Raw genomic sequence first — 15,803 nt, 5'->3', positions numbered from 1 at the left:
GCGGCATTTACACCTACCTTGCCGAGTGATCGCGCCGTTCATGAATACCCTCGCCCAACTCAAGGCCGGCCAATTGGCCGGCACCCGACGCCTGGACCTGTCCTGTGGGCTGACCGAATTCCCGCCGGAAATATTTGAACTGGCCGATTCCCTGGAGATCCTCAACCTCACCGGCAATGCCCTGAGCAGTCTGCCCGACGATCTTCACCGCCTGACCCACTTGCGCATCCTGTTCTGCTCGAACAACGCCTTTACCGAGTTGCCGGAATGCCTGGGCCAATGCGCCCAGCTGAGCATGATCGGCTTCAAGGCCAACCAGATCAGCCATGTGCCCGCCGCCGCCCTGCCACCGCGGCTGCGCTGGCTGATTCTCACCGACAATTGCATCCGCCAATTGCCCAACGAACTGGGCGAGCGGCCACTGCTGCAAAAGCTGATGCTGGCCGGCAATCAACTGGAGCACTTGCCGCAAAGCCTGGCCCACTGCCACAACCTCGAGCTGATCCGCATCGCCTCCAACCGTTTCACCCATTTGCCCGAATGGCTGCTGAACCTACCGAGCCTGACCTGGCTGGCCTATGCCGGTAACCCGGTGGAAATGGCGGCGGTAACGGCCGATGAGCACACGACGGCGAGTATTCCCTGGCCTGAGCTGGAACTGGCCGAGGTACTCGGCGAGGGCGCGTCCGGGATCATCCGCAAAGCCCTGTGGAAGCCTTTGGCCAAACCTGTCGCGGTCAAGCTGTACAAAGGCACCATCACCAGCGACGGCTCGCCCTTGCACGAAATGCAAGCCTGTATCGCCGCGGGCCTGCACCCGAACCTGATCAAGGTACAGGGCCGCGTCGTCGGCCACCCCGACGACCAGGCCGCGCTGGTCATGGACCTGATCGATGCGAGTTACCGCAACCTGGCCGCCCTGCCCAGCTGGGACTCTTGCACCCGGGATATCTACGAAGCCGATACCCGCTTCAGCCTTGAGGTGGCGTTGCGCATGCTGCGGGGCGTGGCGTCGGTGGCGGCGCACCTGCATCGGCAGGGCATCACCCATGGCGACTTGTACGCGCACAATATCTTGTGGAATGCAGCGGGCGATTGCCTGCTGGGCGATTTTGGCGCGGCCTCGTTCCATGCTATGGCGGACACGTTGGAAACCAGGGCGTTGCAACGTATCGAAGTGAGAGCGTTTGGGGTGTTGCTGGGGGAGTTGTTGGAGCGAGTTGAAACGGGCGGGAGCGGCGAACTCGTAGCGCTGCAAAAGCGTTGCTGTCAGCCGCAGGTAATGGCCCGACCAAGCTTTGAAGAAATTGAAGCGCTGCTGCAATCTGCACAACAGCACTGAAACCCTGTGGAAGGGAGCAAGCCACCTCCCACATTTTGACCTTATCTCTCGAGTTGCAGATCAGCCGGCCAAACCGACGAACATATCCTGCACGTCATCATGGTTGTCCAGGCCTTCCAGGAAGGCTTCGACTTCGGCCATCTGCTCATCGGTCAAGCCACTGACCGGGTTCTTCGGCACATAACCCAGCTTGGCCGACAGCACGGTGAAACCCTGCTCCGGCAGCGCTTTCTGCACAGCGTCGAGGTCGGTGGTCTCGGTGATGAACAGGGTGGTGCCCTCTTCCTCGCCGTCTTCGAAATCCTGGGCGCCGGCTTCAATAGCGGCCATTTCCGGGTCCGCGTCCGGGGTGTCCGGCGAGGCTTCGATCAGGCCGACATGGTTGAAGTCCCAGGCCACGGAGCCGGAGGCACCCAGCTGGCCCTTGCGGAATGCCACGCGGATTTCCGCCACGGTACGGTTGATGTTGTCGGTCACGCATTCGACGATCAACGGCACCTGATGCGGGGCAAAACCTTCATAGGTGACACGGTGGTACTGCACGGTTTCGCCCAGCAGGCCGGCACCTTTCTTGATGGCGCGGTCCAGGGTCTCCTTGGGCATCGAGGCCTTTTTGGCCTGCTCCACCACCAGACGCAGGTGGGCGTTGGTCGCGGTGTCGGCACCGTTACGGGCGGCGATGGTGATCTCTTTCACCAGCTTGCCGAAGATCTTGCCCTTGGCATTGGCTGCCGCTTCTTTATGTTTGACTTTCCACTGTGCGCCCATGACTCACTCTCTTTTATCCATCGCGCCGAAACGTCTACTGGCCGGCGCTTTGGGGGCAGAGTTTATAGGGCAAAAACGCTCCAATCCACCAAAAAACCGTCAAGAGGCCAACTCGAAAAACGCCTGGATCAAGCGCAATGAGCGACGTCGCTCCAGGCAACCGAGCAGGTGCCGGTTGACCAGCCCATCACCTTGCAAGGCAATCGCCTGTACCCGAGGGTCGGGGCTGACCTCCATTGAAGACACCACGCCCACGCCCAATTGCGCGGCGACGGCTTCGGTGACCGCTTCACGGCTGTCCAGCTCCAGCAACACCCTGGGCTGTACACCGCCCGCCTGGCAGGCGTCATCAAAGGTACGCCGGGTGATGGACCCGGGTTCACGCAGCACCATGATCACCTCGTTGAGCTGCTCCAGGTCAATGCCGCCAGGCTGCTTGGCCCAGGCATGGCCCGCCGGCACCAACGCGCAGATGCGCGACTCACTCAAGGGCTGCAAATGCAGGCCGTGGCGCGGCTCCACCTCGGTCAGCACCGCCACGTCCGCATGCTCGGACAGCAGCGCCGCCAGGGTTTCCTGAGCATTGCCCAACCGCAGGTTGACGGTGATGCCCGGGTAACGCGCGCGCAGGCTGGCAATCATCGGCATCACCAGGTGCGGGCCATCCGCCGCCACTTCCAGGCGCCCGGTCAGCAGTTGCCGGTTGGCCTCCAATAGCATCTGCGCCTCATCCACCAGGCCGAAGATCGCCCGCGTGATCGCGGCCAGGCGCGTGCCCTCCTCGGTCAACTCCACCCTCCGGGCCGTGCGGCGCAGCAACGGGATCTGGTAGTGCTCTTCCAGGGCCTTGATATGCCCAGTCACCGCCGGCTGGCTGATAAACAACCGTGCCGCCGCACGGGTAAAGCTGCCCTCGCGGGCCACGGCATCGAATGCGCGCAGTTGAAACAGGTTCATAGCTATCGACCTCACTGATAGCTCGCATAACAACAAACAATTTGATTGATAACAAGCCAAACTGCAATTTAGGCGCCGTAGATTGACTCGACCGCTTCACGAGGAGCTGCAATGACCCCGCCGATTCTGCTCACGCCCGGCCCCCTGACCACGTCCGCCCGCACCCGCCAGGCAATGCTGATGGACTGGGGCTCATGGGATGACCGTTTCAACCAACTCACTGCCGGTGTCTGCGAGCAGTTGCTGGCGATTATCAACGGTGCCGCCAGCCATTATTGCGTGCCCTTGCAAGGCAGCGGCACCTTTGCCGTCGAAGCCGCCATCGGCACCCTGGTGCCCCGCAACGGCAAGGTGCTGGTGCTGATCAACGGCGCCTACGGCAAGCGCCTGGCGAAGATCTGCGCAGTGCTCGGCCGCGCATTCACGGCCTTTGAAACCGCCGAGGACGAGCCGACCACCGCCGCCGACGTGGACCGCCTGTTGCAGGCGGACCCCACCCTCACCCACGTCGCGTTGATTCACTGCGAAACCAGTACCGGCATTCTCAACCCGCTGGCGGCGATCGCCCGGGTGGTGAAGTACCACGGCAAGCGCTTGATCATCGACGCCATGAGCTCGTTCGGCGCCTTGCCGATCGATGCCCGCGAGGTGCCGTTCGACGCCCTCATTGCCGCTTCGGGCAAATGCCTGGAGGGTGTGCCGGGCATGGGTTTCGTTTTTGCGCAAAAGCACGCCCTGGCCTCCGCCGAGGGTAATTGTCATTCCTTGGCGATGGACCTGTTCGACCAACACCGCTACATGGCCAGTACCGGTCAATGGCGCTTCACTCCGCCGACCCATGTGGTCGCAGCCCTGCACGAAGCGCTGGTGCAATACGCCGAGGAAGGTGGCCTGCCTGCGCGCTATCAACGCTACGCCAGTAATTGCCAGGCGCTGCTGGACGGCATGGCTGAACTGGGCCTGCACAGCTTTTTGCCGGCAGCGATCCAGGCGCCGATTATCGTGACCTTCCACGCCCCGCAAGACCCGCGTTACCAGTTCAAGGCGTTTTACGAACGGGTCAAGGCCAAGGGGTTCATCCTGTACCCCGGCAAATTGACTCAGGTGGAAACCTTCCGCGTGGGCTGTATCGGCCAGGTCGACGCCAGCGACATGCACGCCGCCGTCGCCGCCATCGCCGAGGCACTGCAATCCATGCATATCAACCTTTCTTCTCAGGGATCGCCGGCATGAACTATCAAACCCCCAACACCCTCCAGGCCGTGATCCTCGACTGGGCCGGCACCGTGGTCGACTTCGGCTCCTTTGCCCCCACGCAGATCTTTGTCGAAGCCTTCGCCGAGTTCGGTGTGCAGGTGTCCATCGACGAAGCCCGCGGCCCGATGGGCATGGGCAAATGGGACCACATCCGCACCTTGTGCGATCAGCCGCAGGTAGCTGAACGCTACCGCAAGGCGTTCGGCCGCAGCCCGACCGACGATGACGTCACCGCGATCTACCAGCGTTTCATGCCGCTGCAGATCGAAAAGATCGCCGAGCACTCAGCGCTGATCCCGGGCGCCCTCGACACCATCGCCCGGCTGCGCGTGCAAGGCATCAAGATCGGTTCCTGCTCAGGCTACCCCAAGCAAGTGATGGACAAGGTGGTTGCCCTTGCCGCCACCCACGGCTACATCGCGGACCATGTGGTTGCCACCGACGAAGTGCCCAACGGCCGACCATGGCCGGCCCAGGCCCTGGCCAACGTGATCGCGCTGGGGGTCGATGATGTGGCGGCGTGCGTGAAGGTCGACGACACCGTGCCAGGCATTCTTGAAGGTCGTCGCGCCGGGATGTGGACCGTGGCCCTGACCTGTTCCGGCAATGCCCTTGGCCTGACCTACGAGCAGTTCCGCGCATTGGACAGCGCCACGTTGGCCTGCGAACGCAAACGCATCGAGCACCTGTTCGAAGGCTCGCGCCCGCACTACCTGATCGACACCCTCCTGGAGCTGCCGGCAGTCATCACGCAGATCAACCAGCGCCTGGCTCGCGGCGAAATGCCGCAAAGCGGCTGACAGAGGTCAAAACAACGGTATTTGCGCCAGGCAAACCACTCAAAATCGGCATACAGTTAAAGCACTCCGTCGCCAAAGAACGGAGGTTTGCCCTGATGAGTGAGGAACCCAGCGATGCCGTGGAAAAATTCCGATACGCGTTACAGCACCATGTCGATAGCGTTGCACTGGGTGATGGTGGTGCTGCTGGCGGTGGTTTACGCCTGCATTGAGTTTCGTGGGGTCTTCCCCAAAGGCAGTGGCGGTCGGGCATTGATTGTGGAAATGCACTTCATGTTCGGCCTGACCATCTTTGTACTGGTCTGGCTGCGGCTGTTCGCACGCGCACTGGGCGTGGCACCGAAAATCGTGCCGGCACCGCCACCCTGGCAGGCGGCACTGGCGACACTGATGCACGTGGCACTCTACGTGTTCATGATCGGCACGCCGATCCTGGGCTGGTTGATCGTCAGCGCCCAAGGGCATTCCGTAATGTTCTACGGAATAGAGTTGCCGCCCCTGATCGGCGAAAACAAAGACTTGGCCAAGCAGATCAAGGAGTGGCATGAACTGAGCGGCACCGTCGGTTACTGGCTGATCGGGCTGCATGCCTTGGCGGGGATCTACCACCACTACATCGTGCGCGATAACACCGCGCTGCGCATGATGCCGGGCAAGCGCGCTACCCCGTGAACCCTCGGCGGCCTTGCAAGCCGCCGGTATGAATGAAGATCAACCGGGTGCCGGCCCTGAAACGTCCGGCCTCGATCTGCTGCTTTAACGCCAGCAGCGCTTTGCCGGTATAGAGCGGCTCCAGCGGCAAGCCACACGCCTGTTCGGTAGCCTCGATAAAGTCACGCAACACCGCGTCGATTTTGGCGAAGCCGCCCCGGCAGGCGTCCAGCAGTTCGTAACCGCCCGGCACGAGCGCCTCGATGTTCTGCGCAACACCGTGATCATCCGGCACGGCCATGGCGCCGTACACCGGATGCGCTCCCGCCTCAGCCAGGGCCAGGCCCGCGAGCGTCGTGCCGGTACCCGCCGCCAACCACCAGCCGTCATAGTCCGCCCAACCCAAGGTGTGCAATTGCGCGCGCGCCTGTTCCAGCAGCACCGCGCAGCCCAATGCGCCGGCCATTCCGCCTCCGCCTTCGGGCACGGGATGCAGGTGCGGGTATTGCTCGCGCCAAGGCAACCAGAAGTCCGGCGCATGCCGCGCGCGATAGCCGCCGTAGCCCAGCCAATGCAGCTGCATGCCGAACGCTTTCAGGTCGAGCACGGTGGGCGTGTCTTGAGGGTGGCCGCGCAACAGGCCAACGGTGGGGAAACCCAAGCGTTGCCCGGCCGCCGCCAAGGCGTGCAAATGGTTGGAGTAAGCGCCGCCCAGGCTGATGATGCCGCTGGCGGTTTGCGCCTGCGCCAGATGCCCGGTGAGCTTGAACCACTTGTTGCCGCTGATCAGCGGGTCGATGCGGTCCAGGCGCAGTACCGCCAACTCGACGCCCTTCAACCAGTCCAGGTGCAAGGGTTCAAGGGGAGCGCGGGGAAGCCAGTCGAAGGGGCCCATCGGGGGATCTGCATGAAAAACGGGGCGGTAGTCTAACACCGCCCCGCTTGCGGCCTTACAGCTCGGCCGCCAGACGTGAACCCTGGTTGATCGCACGCTTGGCATCCAGCTCGGCCGCCACGTCGGCACCGCCGATCAGGTGCACGTTCTGGCCCGCCGCGACCAGGCCATCCTGCAATTCACGCAGCGGGTCCTGGCCGGCGCAGATCACAATATTGTCCACCGCCAGCACCTGAGGCTCGCCTTCGGCACCAATACGGATATGCAGGCCCTCATCGTCGATCTTCAAATACTCGACACTGTTGAGCATCTGCACCTGCTTGTTCTTCAGACCGGTGCGGTGAATCCAGCCGGTGGTCTTGCCCAAACCGTCACCGACCTTGGAGGTCTTGCGTTGCAGCAGGAACACTTCACGTGCCGGCGCATGGGGCTGGGGCTTGATCCCGGCCACGCCGCCACGGGCCTGCAGTTGCGTGTCGATGCCCCACTCCTTCCAGAAGGCTTCGCGGTCAAGGCTGGTGGACACGCCTTGGTGCACGAGGAATTCCGAGACGTCAAAACCAATGCCGCCGGCGCCGATCACCGCCACGCGCTTGCCCACCGGCTTGCGCTGCAGAATCACGTCCAGGTAACTGAGCACCTTGGCATTGTCGATGCCCGGGATCGCAGGGGTGCGCGGTGCAATACCGGTGGCCAGGATGATCTCGTCGTAACCGCCCGCCGCCAGTTGCGCCACCTCCACGCGAGTGTTCAGGCACAGTTCGACGTGGGTGGTCTGCAGCTTGCGCTTGAAGTAGCGCAGGGTTTCAAAAAACTCCTCCTTGCCCGGCACTCGCTTGGCGATGTTGAACTGGCCGCCGATTTCGCTGGCCGAATCGAACAGCGTCACTTGGTGGCCACGCTCGGCAGCCACCGTCGCCGCTGCCAGGCCGGCCGGGCCGGCGCCGACCACGGCAATTTTCTTGATCTGTTTGACCGGCAGGTAGTTAAGTTCGGTCTCGTAGCACGCTCGTGGGTTGACTAGGCAGGTGGTCAGTTTGCCGCCGAAGGTGTGGTCCAGGCAGGCCTGGTTGCAGCCGATGCATGTGTTGATTTCATCGGCACGCCCGGCCGCAGCCTTGTTGACGAACTCAGGGTCCGCAAGAAACGGCCGCGCCATCGAAACCATGTCGGCATCGCCTTCGGCGAGGATCTGTTCGGCGATTTCCGGGGTGTTGATACGGTTAGTGGTGATCAGCGGGATCTGCACCGCACCGCGCAGCTTGGCGGTGACTTTGCTGAACGCGCCACGCGGCACCTTGGTGGCGATGGTCGGGATACGCGCTTCGTGCCAGCCGATACCGGTGTTGATCAGGGTCGCACCAGCCTGCTCGATGGCCTTGGCCAACTGCACGATCTCTTCCCAGGTGCTGCCGCCTTCCACCAGGTCGAGCATCGACAGGCGGAAGATAATGATGAAGTTCGGCCCGACGGCCTCACGCACACGGCGCACGATTTCCACCGCCAGGCGCATGCGGTTTTCGTAGCTGCCGCCCCAACGGTCGGTACGGTGGTTGGTATGGGCGGCGAGGAACTGGTTGATGAAGTAGCCCTCGGAGCCCATGATTTCAACGCCGTCGTATTCGGCGACCTGGGCCAGCAACGAACAAGTGACGAAATCCTGAATCTGTTTTTCGATGCCCTCTTCGTCCAGTTCCTTGGGCTTGAACGGGTTGATCGGCGCTTGAATCGCGCTCGGCGCCACCTGCTTGGGGCTGTAGGCATAACGGCCGGCGTGGAGGATCTGCATGCAGATCTTGCCGCCCGCTTCGTGCACGGCCTGGGTCACGATCTTGTGCTTCTGTGCTTCGGCATCGGTGGTCAGCTTGGCCGCACCGGCGTAGACCCCACCCTCATCATTCGGGCCAATGCCGCCGGTCACCATCAGGCCCACGCCGCCACGGGCACGCTCGGCGAAATAGGCCGCCATGCGTTCGAAACCGCCAGGCTTTTCTTCCAGGCCAGTGTGCATCGAGCCCATCAGGGTACGGTTGCGCAAGGTGGTAAAACCCAGGTCCAACGGGGCCAGCAGATGCGGGTAGGCAGCAGCGGTCATGGTCAAGCTCCACAACAGATCATCACGGGACGTGGGGCGTTCGTATGACACCCCATCGGTTTATGTCCCACAGACTAAGAGGCGCTGAACCCACGCTCAATGACTGAAACTGACAAGTTATTGATCCAAATGTACAGCGCCCCTTGGCAAGCCGCGCCATGGGCCCTACCCTAGTCGCGAACCCTGCACCCGGTCTGTTGTCTGTTGCCCCATGCGTAAACTTCTAGCTTTGAGCTTCACCCTGGCCCTGGTTGCCGCCGCCACCGCGTATCTGGTCTGGACCCAGGAGCGCCCTGTGGCGCATTACCTGTCGGACCTGCGTATTACCCTGGCCGTCAACGAAGGCATCCCGGCCGACCGTGGCAATTTGCTGGGCATCCAGCCGGAGCTGTTTCCCGCCGACTACCAGAGCCTGGAACGCCTGCACCTGAAACTCGCGGCCTACCTGCAAAAGGCCCGGGACCAGGGGCTGATCAACAGCAAGACCGTCGTGGTGCTGCCGGAGCATATCGGCACCTGGCTGATGCTGGGCGGCGAGAAAAACGAGCTGTACCAGGCCATCCACCTCAAGGACGCGATGAACTGGCTGTCGGCCAGCAACCCATTCCTGTTTGCCCGTGCCTGGCTCAGCGCCACCGGCGACAATCGCATGGACGATGCCTACCTGCGCATGAAAGCCGCATCGATGGCCCGCGACTATCAGGTACTGTTCGGCGGCCTGGCCAAAGAGTTCGGCGTCACCCTGGTGGCCGGCTCCATCACCCTGCCCAACCCGAACGTGAGCCAGGGGCAACTGCAGATCGGCCATGGCGCGCTGTACAACGCCAGCCTGGTGTTCGGCGCCGACGGTTTGCCCTTGGGCCAGCCGCAGCGCCAGCTCTATCCTATCTATGACGAACGTGGCTTTATCCAACCGGGCGCTGAAGACCTTGTCAGCGTGGTCGACACGCCGGCCGGGCGCCTCGGCGTTCTGGTCGGCAGCGACAGCTGGTACCCGGACAACTACCGCAAGCTCAATGAGCAAGGCGCACAGCTGATTGCGGTGCCGGCATTCGTGACCGGTCGCGACACCTGGGACCGGCCATGGCGCGGCTTCAAAAGTGTGTCCACGCCGCCTGAAATCAGCCTCAAGCCCGAAGAACTCAGCGAAGGCGAAGCCTGGCGCCGGCTCACCCTGATCAGCCAGCAGCCGATCAGCCAGGCCACGGCAGGCATGAGTGTATTTCTGCGCGGGCAGTTCTGGGACCTGGGCACCGCCGGGCACAGCTTCCTGAACAGCAACGGGCAGGTCAGTGCCGACAGCGACGCCCGTGGCGCACGCCTGTTGAATATCTGGCTGTAACCCGTGAAGCCGGTGCGCCTTGGGGATCTGTCGGTAGGCTTCGTGCACACCCTGGCCGATGCCATCCACAGCCACGGTATGGACCCGCAACCCTTGCTGCTGCAATACGGCCTGGACCCGGCACGCCTTGCCGAGGCTGGAGCACGCCTGTCGATCCCGCGTTATATGCGCCTGGGCCATGCGGCCATCCAACTGACCGGCGACCCCAGCCTGGGCCTGCGCATGGGCCAGCTCAGCCGCTTGAGCCAGGCCGGGCTGGCAGGTGTCACAGCCGCCCAGGCGCCCAACGTACGCGAAGCGGCACGTACATTGACGCGCTTCGAAGCCTTGTACGGCTCCAACTATCGCGGGCAGTCGAGCTTTCATGAGGATGCTGAAGGCGCCTGGCTGCGGTTTTATTCCATCAGCCCCTACAACGCTTACAACCGTTTTGTGGTGGACTCGATCATCGCCGGCTGGCTGCACCAATTGTCGGGCCTGGCCCAGCAGCCCGTGCGTGCGCAGCGTATCGACATCGAATTCGAAGCGCCGCAATACAGCGAACACTACCAGGCGCTAGGCGATGTTCACTTCGGCGCGGATGCCAACCAACTGCGCCTAGGCCAGCAAACCCTGGCCCTGCGTAACCCACAGCACTGCCCCAGCACCTGGCATCTGTTGCTGCAGTTGTGTGAAAGGGAGTTGGAACAACTGACCCGCACCCGCAGCCTGCGCGAGCGCATCACCCGTTTGCTCGGGCCGATGCTCAATGGCGGCCGGGAACCGGACCTTGAAGAAGTGGCGGCACGCTTGAAGCTGCCCACCTGGACCCTGCGGCGCAAGCTGGCCGAAGAAGGCACTCAGTTTCGCGCGATTCTTAACGACACTCGCCGCGACTTGGCGATGACCTACATTCGCGACACCGAACTGGCATTCGGCGAAATCGCCTATCTGCTCGGTTTTGCCTCGGCCCAGGCGTTTCAACGGGCGTTCAGGCGGTGGAACAACCAGACCCCAGGGGAATTTCGCCGCAGTCAGCGGCATTCCGCCTGAAGTCGGGGTTACAGCTCAGTGGCGTCATCCACCGGATCCAGCGGGTCCAATTCAAACGCCTGGTACTCCAGCAGTTCTTCCTGATAATCGTCCATGGGTCACTCCTCGCTAGGTTTAATGTGGCTGCAGATTAATGACCTGCACAGCCAGCCTAAAGTGCCGTCATGACGAAAAAAAGTCTGCGTCATGACGTTCCTGCACTCAAGGATTAAACGTAGCAGCATTACGGGGATTTAGCCCACCCGCGTCGAACAACTATTGCAATCATTGCAATTGCAATCAAAAGCGATTTTCTATTAGGGTAATGGCCTTCCTTGCCAGGTGTTCCTCTCCATGAACGTCGCCACCGCACATGCCGCTCGGTTCTGTATCGACGCCTTGAGCTCTGCCACCCTTGCCGGCAGTTCGCCTCTGGGCACTCTGATCAGCATAGCCAATACCCTTGAAGCCAGCCGTCAGGCCTGGGTGATTCGAGGCCAGTCACGCTCCCGGCGCGTGAGTCATTGGCCTACCTGGTTCGCACGCAATACCGCTGAGAGGCCCTTGCTGTATCTGCACAGCGCGCATTCGTCGGCGCAGTTGAGTGCACTGTCGGACATCACTCAACAGCGCGGCATCCTGTGTAACGACATTGAAAACCTGCCCTCGCCCTGGCCCAAGGGCGCTCAGCCTTCCTTGCCCCTGTGGCTGGCCACTCACCCGCGCTGTACGCCGTATGACCCCGCCTCGGGCGCGGAAACCCAAGCGATTGTATTGGCGGCGTTGCGTGCACTGTATGTCGACGGCAAGCCAGGGTTTTACTACCTCGCCCTCCATGATCATGAACTGGCAGCGCCCTTGAGTGAGCACAATCATGAAGCCGCATCCAAGGGCATGTACCCGCTCCAGCACGACCTATCTGCGGATGTACGGCTGCTCGGCGCCGGCCGGGCGCTGGCGGAGGTCGTGCAGGCCAAGCGCCTGCTGGAACAAGACTGGAATATCAGCGCGCAATTGTGGAGCTGCCCCAGCTATACACGCCTGGCTCGGGAGGCAGCGGCGGCGGCTCGCTGGAATCGCCTGCACCCCACGGCCTCCAGGCGCAGTTGCCATTTGCGTGATTGCCTGGCTGGGAGTACTGCGCCGGTGATTGCCGTCACCGGCTACCCGCAGGCGATTGTCGATCAATTGGCAGCGCACGTGGACGCGCGGTTCATCGCGTTGGGCGCGGGGTCAGTGCAAGCGGCGGCGCCGACCCGGTATTGGATTGTGCTGGCGGCCTTGAAAGCACTGGCGGATGAAGGCCATGTCGATGTCCGCCAGGTGGAAAAAGCGTTGAATCGGTACCGACTGCAATGAAGCGCAGGGCGAACTAAATGTGCGGGAGCCTGGCTCCCCCTATTTGAACTCAGGGTTTACGTCGACCACGAACCTGCACGCCAGCCTCCATCGCCAGCCCTGCCGTGCGCTCCAGCGCGTCCGCAAACGCCTGACGCTGAGCAGGTTCAATCTGCGACAGAAACAGCTCTTCCACTGTGCTTTCGTAGATCTTCCACATCTTTTTACGGAGCCCCCGGCCGGCATCGGTGATTGAGGCAAACGCCGCGCGACCGTCACCGTCTGAGCGGGAACGCACTACCAGGCCGTCCTTTTCCAGACGGTCAACCAGGCGCGTGAGGTTATAGCGCTCGATGGCCAGCACATCGGCCAATTCATGCATGCGGCGCGTACCGTCGGGGCCGCTTTCCAGGCCCCACAACGCGTCATACCAGGCATATGGCGGCAGGCCCGCCTCTGCCAGTCGACGCTCGATTTCACGGATGACCGTCCTGTGGGCCCTGACAAAACGAAACCATACATCAGGCTCTTTCGACGCCATGCAACACCATCCGCGGGAATTTCAAGAAGGTTGCAATAGTAGCCCATCCCGCGCTAGATTCCGCCATGTAGTTGCAATTGCAATCACTTATCGGCACTCCCACAAAGAGCCCGTCATACGAAATCCGCCTACCCTGGAGCCTCACATGACCCAGAACCACGCACTCAGACACGACGATGATCCCCTGGAGACACGCGAGTGGCTGGAGTCCATCGAATCGGTATTGTCCGCCGAAGGCCGCCCGCGCGCGCACTACCTGATCGATCAGTTGCTGGATTTCGACGTGGCGCGCCATGGCGACTTCCACGGGCGGGTCACCACGCCGTACGTCAATACCATCCCGGTAGACCGCCAGTTGCCCTACCCCGGCAACCTGGACATCGAACGCCGTACCAACGCTTTTATCCGCTGGAATGCGATGGCGATGGTATTACGTGCGGGCAAACACTCAGGCGTCGGTGGGCATATCGCGACCTATGCGTCAGCTGCCGTACTGTACGACGTAGGGTTTGACCATTTTTTCCGTGGCCGTACCGACAGCGTCGATGGCGACCTGGTGTATATCCAGGGCCACTCCGCCCCAGGCATCTATGGCCGGGCTTACCTGGAAGGCCGCATCAGCGAAGCACAACTCGACAACTTCCGCCGCGAGGCCGGTGGCGAGGGTATCTCGTCCTACCCGCACCCACGGCTGATGCCCGACTTCTGGCAGTTCCCCACCGTGTCCATGGGCCTCGGCCCGATCACCGCGGCTTACCAGGCGCGCTTTATGCGCTACCTGGAACTGCGTGGCCTCAAGCAACACCAGGGACGCAAGGTGTGGGCCTTCCTCGGTGATGGCGAAATGGACCAACCGGAATCCTTGGCCGCCCTTTCCATGGCCGGGCGCGAGAAGCTCGACAACCTGATCTTCGTGGTCAATTGCAACCTGCAACGCCTGGACGGCCCTGTGCGCGGCAATGCCAAGGTCATCCAGGAGTTCGAAAGCCTGTACCGTGCCGCCGGTTGGAACGTGATCAAAGTGATCTGGGGCAGTGGTTGGGACGCACTGCTGGAAAAAGACCAGAGCGGCCTGCTGCGCCAGCGCATGATGGAATGTGTGGACGGCGAATATCAAAACTACAAATCCCAGAACGGCGCGTATGTGCGCGAACATTTCTTTGGCAAATACCCGGAGTTGCTGTCGTTAGTTGCGGACATGTCCGACGACGAAATCTGGAAGCTGTCACGGGGCGGGCATGACCCGGAAAAGGTCTATAACGCCTACGCCGCCGCCATGCGTCACAAGGGCCAGCCCACGGTGATCCTGGCGAAAACCGTCAAGGGCTTTGGCATGGGTGAAGCGGGTGAAGGCCAGAACATTAACCATCAATTGAAGAAGATGGGCGCGGATGCGGTACGAGCTTTCCGCGATCGCTTTGGCCTGGACGTCACTGACGATCAACTCGCCGATATTCCCTACCTGAAGCTCGCCGCCGACAGCGTAGAAGCCCGCTACTTCGCCGCACGCCGCCAAGCGTTGGGCGGCTACGTACCGGCGCGCAACAGCGCGGTCGAGCCGTTGCAGATTCCCGAACTGTCGGCCTTCGCCACCCAGCTCAAGGACACGGGCGAGCGTGCGATCTCCACCACCATGGCCTTTGTACGCATCCTGGGCACGCTGCTCAAGGACCCACACCTGGGCAAACTAATCGTGCCGATCGTGCCGGACGAGTCGCGTACCTTCGGCATGGAAAGCCTGTTTCGTCAGATCGGCATCCATTCTGCCGTAGGCCAGCTCTATACCCCACAGGACGCAGGGCAACTGAGCTACTACAAAGAAAGCAAGGACGGACAGATCATGCAGGAGGGCCTGAATGAATCCGGCGCCATTTCTTCCTGGATTGCAGCCAGCACGTCCTACAGCAACCATGGCCTGATGACAGTGCCGTTCTATATCTTCTACTCGATGTTCGGCTTCCAGCGCGTCGGCGACCTCGCCTGGGCGGCAGGCGACGCGCGGGCGCGTGGCTTCCTGCTGGGGGCCACGGCCGGCCGCACCACCTTGATGGGCGAAGGCTTGCAGCATGACGATGGGCACAGTCACATCCTGTCGTCGGTGATTCCATGCTGCGTATCCTACGACCCGACGTTTGCCTACGAGTTGGCGGTAATCATCCGCGAGGGCATGCGGCGTATGTACGTGCAACAGGAGGATATTTACTACTACATCACCCTGCTCAACGAAAACTACCCACACCCGGCCATGCCTGAAGGCGTGGAAGACGGCATTCTCAAGGGCATGTACCGACTCAGTGCCAGCGACCAGGCCCAAGTGCAACTGATGGGCAGTGGCTCAATCCTGCGCGAAGTGATTGCCGCGGCTGAGCTGCTTGAAAAGGACTTCGGCGTGCCAAGCAATGTGTGGAGCGCAACCAGCCTGACTGAATTGCGCCGTAACGGCCATGAGGTGGAGCGCTGGAACCTGCTGCATCCGCAGAGCGAGCCGCGGGTGAGCTACGTCGAGCAATGCCTGGAACGGCAGACGGGGCCGCTGGTGGTAGCAACGGACTATATGAAGCTCTTCGCCGATCAGATCCGCCCTTTCGTCTCCGGCCGACGCTTTGTAGCGCTGGGAACGGACGGCTTCGGGCAATCGGATACCCGTGAAACCCTGCGGGCATTCTTTGAAGTGGACCGGCACTTCATCGCGCTGGCGGCCTTGAAGGCGCTGGCCGATGACGGTGTCATCGGCCGTGAAAAAGTCAGTGAAGCCATCAGCCGCTACGGGATCAACGTCGACAAGGCCAACCCCGCGGCCGTCTGA

The 15,803-nt window shown here is 62.0% G+C and carries 13 protein-coding genes; 8 read left to right on the top strand and 5 right to left on the bottom strand.

Features of this window, described 5'->3' with window-relative positions:
* The first annotated feature begins 40 nt into the window (after nt 1-40).
* Nucleotides 41-1,342 (top strand): protein kinase, encoded by a 1,302-nt coding sequence (locus MJP36_RS13245; protein ID WP_060756930.1) that lies wholly within the window; start codon nt 41-43, stop codon nt 1,340-1,342.
* Nucleotides 1,343-1,402: 60 nt separating this feature from the next.
* Here the strand turns inward: MJP36_RS13245 and MJP36_RS13240 are convergent, their stop codons facing one another.
* Complete coding sequence (locus MJP36_RS13240) at nt 1,403-2,110, bottom strand: YebC/PmpR family DNA-binding transcriptional regulator (protein ID WP_090370111.1); 708 nt, start codon at nt 2,108-2,110, stop codon at nt 1,403-1,405.
* A gap of 99 nt (nt 2,111-2,209) precedes the next feature.
* Nucleotides 2,210-3,067: a LysR substrate-binding domain-containing protein gene (locus MJP36_RS13235; RefSeq protein WP_104994190.1), complete on the bottom strand. Its 858-nt coding sequence runs from the start codon at nt 3,065-3,067 to the stop codon at nt 2,210-2,212.
* Between the two features lie 111 nt (nt 3,068-3,178).
* Here MJP36_RS13235 and MJP36_RS13230 point away from each other — a divergent pair, with 111 nt between their 5' ends.
* The 3 genes from MJP36_RS13230 (at nt 3,179) to MJP36_RS13220 (ending at nt 5,796) form a co-directional block, all read left to right on the top strand.
* Nucleotides 3,179-4,300, top strand: a complete 1,122-nt coding sequence (locus MJP36_RS13230; RefSeq protein ID WP_244385519.1) for a 2-aminoethylphosphonate--pyruvate transaminase — start codon at nt 3,179-3,181, stop codon at nt 4,298-4,300.
* Nucleotides 4,297-5,124 carry a phosphonoacetaldehyde hydrolase gene (gene phnX, locus MJP36_RS13225; protein WP_244385518.1) on the top strand — a complete coding sequence of 276 codons (828 nt, stop codon included), beginning with the start codon at nt 4,297-4,299 and terminating at the stop codon, nt 5,122-5,124. Before MJP36_RS13230 ends, phnX begins: the two co-directional genes overlap by 4 nt.
* A 114-nt stretch (nt 5,125-5,238) precedes the next feature.
* Nucleotides 5,239-5,796, top strand: a complete 558-nt coding sequence (locus tag MJP36_RS13220; RefSeq protein WP_161549196.1) for a cytochrome b — start codon at nt 5,239-5,241, stop codon at nt 5,794-5,796.
* Here the strand turns inward: MJP36_RS13220 and MJP36_RS13215 are convergent.
* Together MJP36_RS13215 and MJP36_RS13210 are read right to left on the bottom strand one after the other, a co-directional pair.
* Nucleotides 5,786-6,670, bottom strand: a complete 885-nt coding sequence (locus MJP36_RS13215; protein ID WP_244385517.1) for a 1-aminocyclopropane-1-carboxylate deaminase/D-cysteine desulfhydrase — start codon at nt 6,668-6,670, stop codon at nt 5,786-5,788. The genes MJP36_RS13220 and MJP36_RS13215 overlap by 11 nt on opposite strands.
* A 55-nt stretch (nt 6,671-6,725) precedes the next feature.
* Entirely contained in the window at nt 6,726-8,765 is a 2,040-nt protein-coding gene (locus MJP36_RS13210) for an NADPH-dependent 2,4-dienoyl-CoA reductase (RefSeq protein WP_244385516.1), read from the bottom strand.
* Between the two features lie 211 nt (nt 8,766-8,976).
* On the opposite strand from MJP36_RS13210, the gene MJP36_RS13205 reads away from it, so the two are divergent.
* The 3 genes from MJP36_RS13205 (at nt 8,977) to MJP36_RS13195 (ending at nt 12,477) form a co-directional block, all read left to right on the top strand.
* A complete protein-coding gene (locus tag MJP36_RS13205; RefSeq protein ID WP_161549199.1) occupies nt 8,977-10,107 on the top strand; it encodes a carbon-nitrogen hydrolase family protein in 1,131 nt (376 codons plus the stop codon).
* Between the two features lie 3 nt (nt 10,108-10,110).
* Complete coding sequence (locus tag MJP36_RS13200) at nt 10,111-11,139, top strand: AraC family transcriptional regulator (protein ID WP_104994197.1); 1,029 nt, start codon at nt 10,111-10,113, stop codon at nt 11,137-11,139.
* A gap of 333 nt (nt 11,140-11,472) precedes the next feature.
* Nucleotides 11,473-12,477, top strand: a complete 1,005-nt coding sequence (locus MJP36_RS13195) for a transketolase-like TK C-terminal-containing protein (RefSeq protein ID WP_244385515.1) — start codon at nt 11,473-11,475, stop codon at nt 12,475-12,477.
* A gap of 49 nt (nt 12,478-12,526) precedes the next feature.
* Here MJP36_RS13195 and MJP36_RS13190 read toward each other — a convergent pair whose 3' ends face one another.
* Entirely contained in the window at nt 12,527-12,997 is a 471-nt protein-coding gene (locus MJP36_RS13190; RefSeq protein ID WP_090370091.1) for a MarR family winged helix-turn-helix transcriptional regulator, read from the bottom strand.
* A 145-nt stretch (nt 12,998-13,142) separates the two neighbouring features.
* On the opposite strand from MJP36_RS13190, the gene aceE reads away from it, so the two are divergent.
* Nucleotides 13,143-15,803, top strand: coding sequence for a pyruvate dehydrogenase (acetyl-transferring), homodimeric type (gene aceE / locus MJP36_RS13185; RefSeq protein ID WP_244385514.1), 2,661 nt, complete (start codon nt 13,143-13,145; stop codon nt 15,801-15,803).

The sequence above is a fragment of the Pseudomonas palleroniana genome (genome assembly GCF_022836895.1).
Classification (GTDB): Bacteria; Pseudomonadota; Gammaproteobacteria; order Pseudomonadales; family Pseudomonadaceae; genus Aquipseudomonas; species Aquipseudomonas palleroniana.
This window is presented reverse-complemented; position numbering and strand designations above follow the sequence as displayed.

Coding starts and splice junctions, on each gene's coding strand:
- MJP36_RS13245 (WP_060756930.1), top strand. CDS start 41: ATGAATACCCTCGCCCAACTCAAGGCCGGCCAATTGGCCGGCACCCGA.
- MJP36_RS13240 (WP_090370111.1), bottom strand. CDS start 2,110: ATGGGCGCACAGTGGAAAGTCAAACATAAAGAAGCGGCAGCCAATGCC.
- MJP36_RS13235 (WP_104994190.1), bottom strand. CDS start 3,067: ATGAACCTGTTTCAACTGCGCGCATTCGATGCCGTGGCCCGCGAGGGC.
- MJP36_RS13230 (WP_244385519.1), top strand. CDS start 3,179: ATGACCCCGCCGATTCTGCTCACGCCCGGCCCCCTGACCACGTCCGCC.
- phnX (WP_244385518.1), top strand. CDS start 4,297: ATGAACTATCAAACCCCCAACACCCTCCAGGCCGTGATCCTCGACTGG.
- MJP36_RS13220 (WP_161549196.1), top strand. CDS start 5,239: ATGCCGTGGAAAAATTCCGATACGCGTTACAGCACCATGTCGATAGCG.
- MJP36_RS13215 (WP_244385517.1), bottom strand. CDS start 6,670: ATGGGCCCCTTCGACTGGCTTCCCCGCGCTCCCCTTGAACCCTTGCAC.
- MJP36_RS13210 (WP_244385516.1), bottom strand. CDS start 8,765: ATGACCGCTGCTGCCTACCCGCATCTGCTGGCCCCGTTGGACCTGGGT.
- MJP36_RS13205 (WP_161549199.1), top strand. CDS start 8,977: ATGCGTAAACTTCTAGCTTTGAGCTTCACCCTGGCCCTGGTTGCCGCC.
- MJP36_RS13195 (WP_244385515.1), top strand. CDS start 11,473: ATGAACGTCGCCACCGCACATGCCGCTCGGTTCTGTATCGACGCCTTG.
- MJP36_RS13190 (WP_090370091.1), bottom strand. CDS start 12,997: ATGGCGTCGAAAGAGCCTGATGTATGGTTTCGTTTTGTCAGGGCCCAC.
- aceE (WP_244385514.1), top strand. CDS start 13,143: ATGACCCAGAACCACGCACTCAGACACGACGATGATCCCCTGGAGACA.